This is a genomic window from Actinomycetota bacterium (genome assembly GCA_035540895.1).
GTDB lineage: Bacteria > Actinomycetota > JAICYB01 > JAICYB01 > JAICYB01 > DATLFR01.
On sequence record DATLFR010000179.1, the window covers coordinates 1 to 5,916 of the forward strand.

General features: G+C 74.1%; 7 protein-coding genes. 6 read left to right on the forward strand and 1 reads right to left on the reverse strand.

Features of this window, described 5'->3' with window-relative positions; translation table 11 throughout:
* Positions 1 to 93 precede the first annotated feature (93 nt).
* From VM840_10310 to VM840_10335, 6 genes are read left to right on the forward strand one after another with little or no spacing between them, the layout of a single operon-like run.
* Positions 94 to 714, forward strand: coding sequence for a hypothetical protein (locus VM840_10310; protein HVL81971.1), 621 nt, complete (start codon positions 94 to 96; stop codon positions 712 to 714).
* A 2-nt stretch (positions 715 to 716) separates the two neighbouring features.
* Entirely contained in the window at positions 717 to 2,660 is a 1,944-nt protein-coding gene (locus tag VM840_10315) for a copper resistance protein CopC (GenBank protein ID HVL81972.1), read from the forward strand.
* Positions 2,657 to 3,067: a hypothetical protein gene (locus VM840_10320; GenBank protein ID HVL81973.1), complete on the forward strand. Its 411-nt coding sequence runs from the start codon at positions 2,657 to 2,659 to the stop codon at positions 3,065 to 3,067. The genes VM840_10315 and VM840_10320 overlap by 4 nt, the downstream gene beginning before the upstream one ends.
* Positions 3,064 to 3,603 carry a CPBP family glutamic-type intramembrane protease gene (locus tag VM840_10325; GenBank protein ID HVL81974.1) on the forward strand — a complete coding sequence of 180 codons (540 nt, stop codon included), beginning with the start codon at positions 3,064 to 3,066 and terminating at the stop codon, positions 3,601 to 3,603. The genes VM840_10320 and VM840_10325 overlap by 4 nt, the downstream gene beginning before the upstream one ends.
* Before the next feature lie 4 nt (positions 3,604 to 3,607).
* Positions 3,608 to 4,813, forward strand: coding sequence for an ABC transporter substrate-binding protein (locus tag VM840_10330; protein ID HVL81975.1), 1,206 nt, complete (start codon positions 3,608 to 3,610; stop codon positions 4,811 to 4,813).
* Positions 4,810 to 5,586 carry a hypothetical protein gene (locus VM840_10335; GenBank protein HVL81976.1) on the forward strand — a complete coding sequence of 259 codons (777 nt, stop codon included), beginning with the start codon at positions 4,810 to 4,812 and terminating at the stop codon, positions 5,584 to 5,586. The genes VM840_10330 and VM840_10335 overlap by 4 nt, the downstream gene beginning before the upstream one ends.
* On the opposite strand, the gene VM840_10340 is transcribed toward VM840_10335, so the two are convergent.
* Positions 5,540 to 5,916, reverse strand: a 377-nt coding sequence (locus VM840_10340; protein HVL81977.1) for a hypothetical protein, incomplete at its 5' end; no start/stop codon positions are given. The two genes, VM840_10335 and VM840_10340, sit on opposite strands and share 47 nt — an antisense overlap.

A 5,916-nucleotide genomic window follows, 5' to 3' on the forward strand; every position in this document is an offset into this window, starting at 1 on the left:
CCCTCGCTCGGCCCCCGCGCACCCCCTCGTCCCGTCGTCGCCTGACTGGACGCGGCCGCGTGCGCGGCCGCCCGACGACAGGAGTCGATGATGATGAAGAGAGCCCTTGCCTGGCTCTTGGTCGCGCTGTTCGCCGTGGCCTCGCCGACCGCCGCGCTGGCTCACGGCCAACGGGACGTGGACGGACGACGGTTCGTCCTTGGGTGGCTGAACGAGCCTGCCTACGTGGAGCAGCCCAACGCCGTGCAGATGATCGTCCGGGACGGGTCGGGCCGCCCGATCGAGGACCTGGCCGACTCCCTGACCGTCGAGGTGCGGTTCGGCGACCGCTCCTCGGGACCGCTGCGCTTCGAGCCCGCCTTCGGGAGCCCGGGCGAGTACCACGCGGCGATCGTGCCGACTCAGCCGGGACGCTACGCCTTCCACGTGACCGGGACGATCGACGGTCAGCGCATCGATGTGGAGATGGAGGCCGGACCCGACACCTTCGACGAGGTTGGAACCCTCGGCGAGATCCAGTTCCCCGATCCGCTGCCGGGTGCTGGTGAGCAGGCGACCCGCGTCGAGCGGGTGGACGCTCGGGTGCGCGCGCTGCAAGACGAGCTCGACTCTTCCCGGGCGCAGGCGAAGGTCGCCCTCGGGGCGGCCGCCGTCGCGGGCGTGATCGCGCTCGCGGCGCTCGCCCTGGCGCTGTCCCGGAGGCGGAGGACCTAGCGTTGCGAACCGCGAGGACGGCGGCGGCGTTGGCGGGCGCGGTCGCCTGGATCGCGCTCATGGCCGGACCCGTACACGGGCATGCGCTGCTGCGGTCCTCGTCGCCCGCGTCCAACGCCGTCCTCGACGACCCTCCCAGCGAGGTCGTCCTGACGTTCAGCGAGGCTCCCGACCCGTCGCTCTCCCAGGTCAGGGTGGTGGGTCCGGACGGAGCGGACGCGGCGGCCGGACCGCTGCGGTCCGACGCCGCCTCCCCGGAGCGGGTCCGCGTCCCCCTCCGCCCTCTCGAGGAGGGCGTCTACGCGGTCAGCTGGCGCGTCTTCTCGTCCGTGGACGGACATGTGACCGCGGGCGTGTTCGCGTTCGGAGTGGGTACGGCGGTCGAGGGGGCGGCGGTGCCTCAGGTGGCGGAGCCCGACGAGCCCGCCCCCGATCCGATAGAGGTCGGCGGGCGGTTCCTGCTCTACCTCGGGCTCTCGCTGCTGGCGGGAACGGCGTGGACGAGCGCGATCGTCTTCGGCGGTCCGCGCGCGGCCGGGCGCTGGACCCTCAGCCTGGCCACGGCTGTCTCGGTCGCCGGCGCGGCGGCCATCGGCATCGCCCAGCTGAGGGCGTCCGGGGGCGCGCCGGCTGTGTTCCTGGCCACCCCGATCGGCCGCGCGGTCCTGCTGCGGGTGGTCGGCTCGGCGCTGGCGGGCGCCGCCGCGGTGAGCGCATCCCGAGGCCGGCTGGGACGCGCCTGGCTGGCCGTCTCCGGGGGTCTGGCCGCCGCCACGATGCTCGTGCACGTCGCGTCCGGACATGCGGGGGCCGGTCCGATCGTGCCCTTGACGGTTGGGTCGCAGTGGGTCCACTTCCTGGCCGCCGGGATCTGGGTCGGGGGGCTGGCCGTACTGCTCGGGGGCCTGCGCGAGGGCGTCTCGGACGGGGCGGGCGCCGTCCGTCGCTACTCGGCCACGGCGGCCGCCATGCTCGTCGCGGTCGCGGTCACGGGGGTGCACCGTTCGGTGGTCGAGGTCGGGTCGTGGGAGGCGCTGTGGCGGACGCGCTACGGGCTGCTCGTGGTGGCCAAGGTGGTCGGGCTCCTGGGGTTGGCCGCGCTAGGGGCACTCAACCGGTTCCGCCACGTGCGCGTAGCCGCCCGCGGCGACCTGTCCGGGCTCCGCCGGGTCGGCCGCGCGGAGGTCGTGCTCGGGGTGGCGATCGCGGGCGTGGTCGGGCTCCTCACCACCCTCACCCCGCCGCGCGGGGACGTGCCGGCCCCCCCGGTCGAGCCGGTGGCGGCTTCTGGGTCCGACTTCGGGACGACCGTCAGGGTGAGGCTGGCCGCCGACCCCGGCTCCCCCGGGTTGAACCGCTTCGAGGTCCGCGTCGTCGGGTTCGACGACGGCGGACCCGTCGAGGCGCGGCGGGTCGGGCTGCGGTTCGAGCCGCCTCCGGATGCGGACGCCGCCCCCTCCACCCTCGACCTCGAGGAGAGGGAGCCGGGGACCTGGACCGCACACGGCCCGAACCTCACCGTCGACGGGACCTGGAGGGTGACGGTCGTCGTGGAGCGGGGCGCCCGGGGGGTCGAGGTCCCGCTCGAGCTCACCACCCGGTGCCGGTCGACGCCCATCCGCGCGCCCGGACAGCCGACCCTGCACGACGTCGAGATCGGCGGCGGGCGCACCGTGCAGGGGTACGCCGACCCCGGACGTCCGGGGAGCAACGAGATCCACTTCACGTTCTTCGACGCCGAGGGGAACGAGATGTCCGTGGGCGGGTTCGTGCAGATCGGGGCGACGCGCCGAGGCGGGGAGCGCGTCCGGACGGATGTCCGTCAGTTCAGCCCCGGGCATTTCGTGTCCGTCGCCGATCTGTCGCGCGGGACGTGGAGGTTCGACGTGAACGCGTCCACCATTCATGGTGAACGCCTGAACGCATGTTTCGAGGAGGTGCTGTGAGCGGGAGATGCCTGGCGGCCGCACTGTCCGCCATCCTGGCGCTGACCGTGGGATGCGGCGGCGGGGAGGACGACGACCGGGGCCGACCGGCCCGGCCGAGCTCCTCCGCGTCGCTCGAGATCCTGCAGCCCGCCGCGGGAGCCCAGGTGCAGGGGCCGTCCATCGACGTCCGTGTGGAGCTCGCCGGCGGGGAGATCGTCCCGCAGGCGTCGCGGGACCTGCAGCCCGACAAGGGGCACGTCCACCTGAGGCTCAACGGGGAGCTCGTCTCCCACACGTTCGGAACCACCCAGACCCTCACCGAGGTGGCTGCGGGTGACTACATCCTGGAGGCCGAGTTCGTCGCCGCCGACCACGGCCCGTTCAACCCGCGCGTCATCACGTCGACCAGCTTCACCGTGACATGACCGCCGCCGTCGCCCCGCTCCAGGTGCGCCTGATCGCGGCGGGAGTCCTGGCGGCCGGCACCGCGGCGCTGGCCGGCCGGGTGGTCGCACCCGGCAGCGTCCTCGTCCTCGTCGCGGTGGGGGCGGCCGCACTGCTCGCTCCCGTCCCGCACGACCCCACCCCGGCGGCGATGGCTCCCCACCTCGTGTTCCTGGCCGGCGCGGTCGGCGTGGCCGTCGCGGCGGCGGCCGCTCCCGCTCCCCCGGTCCCCTTCTGGTGGTGGGGGGCGACCGCAGCCGTGCTGGCCGCCGTGGCGGAGGAGGCGTTCTTCAGGCGCCTCATGTACGGGTGGCTGTCGCGGTGGGGCGCCGGCTGGGCCGTCGGCATCGGCGCCGTCGCCTTCGCCCTCGTGCACGTGGGCGCCTACGGATGGTGGATCGTGCCGCTGGACCTGGCGATAGGGCTCGTGTTCGGCTGGCAGCGTTGGGCGTCGGGAACCTGGACCGTACCGGCCGCTACGCACGCGGCCGCCAACCTCATGTTGATGACGGGGTGATGAGATGAGAGCGATACGTATCCTGCTCGCGTGCACGGTGGCTGCGTCCGCGGCGTGCGCTCCCGCCCGCGGTGACGACGAGATGGTCGTCGGCGCTGTTTACCCGACCGGTGGGAGCCACGGGACCGGCGGCGTCGAGGAGTGGTGGGGAGCGGAGCTCGCCGCCGAGTACGCGAACCGGGGGGCGGAGCGCCCCGTCCGGCTGGAGCTGGTGCGTACCGAGACCGCCGACGCCGCGCCCGGGGCGATCAGATCGCTGCGCGACCGGGGGGCCGAGGTGGTGATCGGGAGCTACGGCAGCACCATCTCCCGGACGGCGGCCGCCACGGCGTCGAAGCTCGGGCTCGTCTACTGGGAGACGGGGGCGGTCGGAGAGCTCTCGATGCAGAGCGCGCTCGGGGAGCGGGTCTTCAGGGTGCCCGCGGCCGGCGGTGTCCTGGGACGCAACGCCGTGACCTACGTCGACGAGCAGCTCGGGCTCCCCGAGCCCCTGCGCTGGGCGGTCGCCTACGTCGACGACGTGTACGGACGCAGCGTCGGCCTCGGGGCGATCGAGCAGGCGGAGGCGTCCGGACACGAGGTGGCCGCCCGGCTCCCCTACTCCCCCACCGACGACATGGGGGAGGTCGCGCAGCGGGTGGCGGACAGCGGGGCGAACGCGCTCGCCGTGGCCGCCTACCTGGAGGACGGGGTAGCCCTGCGGCAGGCCCTGCTGGCCAGGCAGGTCCCGCTGCTGGTGAGCATCGGGACCTCCTCGTCGTTCTGCATGATCGAGTTCGGGAAGCGACTGGGCGACGACGCCATCGGGCTCCTCGCCTCCGACAAGCCCAACGGCGACGCGATGGCTCCCGTCGACCTGTCTCCCGACGCCCGGGCCGCCCTCGAGTGGGCCCGGACCCGCTACCGCGAGAAGCACGGTGCCGGGATGACCGCTCCTGCCCTGGCCGGCTTCGCCGGGGCATGGGCGCTGTTCTCCCACGTCCTGCCCGCGGCCGAGGACGGCTCGGCCGGGTCGGTCGCGGCGGCCGCGGTCCGGACGAAGCTGCCGCCCGGAGGACTGCCCAACGGCAGCGGACTGGACCTCGTCCCGCCCGGGGAGGCGGATGCGGGCTCGAACAGGGCAGCCACGAGCGTGATCTGGAAGTGGGTGGCGCGCGAGCAGCGGGCGGTCGTCTGGCCGCCGTCCTACGCCGCGCCGGGTGCGGCATGAGGCGAACCCGCGGTCCGCTCGTCCTGGGGCTCCTGGCCGTGGTCGTCTACCTGGCGGCTGCCGCGCTCACCTACCGCGTCGAGCTGGTCCCGGGACGTCCGCTGTACGACGGGGAGGTCCCGCCGCCTCCCTACAACTGGGTCGAGCCGCCGTCGGACCTCGAGGCGGAGAACGCCGCACCACAGCCCGGCGAGGCCACGGTGGAGTTCGCCCCCGAGGGGTCGCGGGCGCGGACCATCGCCACCGGCGACGGTCAGGCCTTCCTCATCCTGCCCATCGGCGGGATCGAGCCGCGCGAAGGCGAGGAGACGGTCACCGTCCGGATAACCCCGGTCGCCGCTCGACCCCGGACCTTCGACGGGATGCTGATAGACGGCAACGCCTACCGCTACGACGCCCGTTACACGACCTCGGGTGAACCGGTCCGGCTGCTCGCCAACGCCACCGTGATCCTCAGGTACCCGGTGCACGCCACCCAGATCGTGCGGTCCGCGGGGGGCCGCTGGGAGGACGCGGGCGCCACCCAGGCGGCCGTCCAGAGCGCCCAGCTCTTCGTGCGCGTCCGGGAGCTGGGCACGTTCGCGGCCGCTGGTGCCGAGCCTCCGCGCGAGATCCCGCTCTGGGTGTACCTCGCCGCGGGGAGCGCGGTGGCGCTCGCCGTGGCCGCGGGTTACGAGTGGCGCAGGAGCCGGGCCCGGGCGGCGGCTCGCGCGAGCGGCAAGCCGGTCAGACCAGACGCAGCGAAGCGGCGGCCGAAGAAGCGCCGCCGATAGAGATGACGGGCTCCGCCACCCTCAGGGCGGCCGCGATACCCGCGTAGAAGGCGAGGCCGCGACCGAGGATCCGGCCGAGCGCACCGAACCCCGTGGCGGCCACGCAGAGCGGGTCGATGAGGTCCTCCCCGATGGCGGGGCGCGCGCGCATCATCCTCTGGGCCACCGAGTACCAGGTGGCGACCTCCTCCACGACGGGATCGGTCTTCAGCCAGGAGTACGGCCAGCCGTAGTACCCGCTCGCGATCAGGTGGATCATCGTGAGCCGCGTCCGGACGGAGACGAGCGGGGCGGGGAGGTTCAGGGCGCCGGGGACGGGACGGTCCCCGG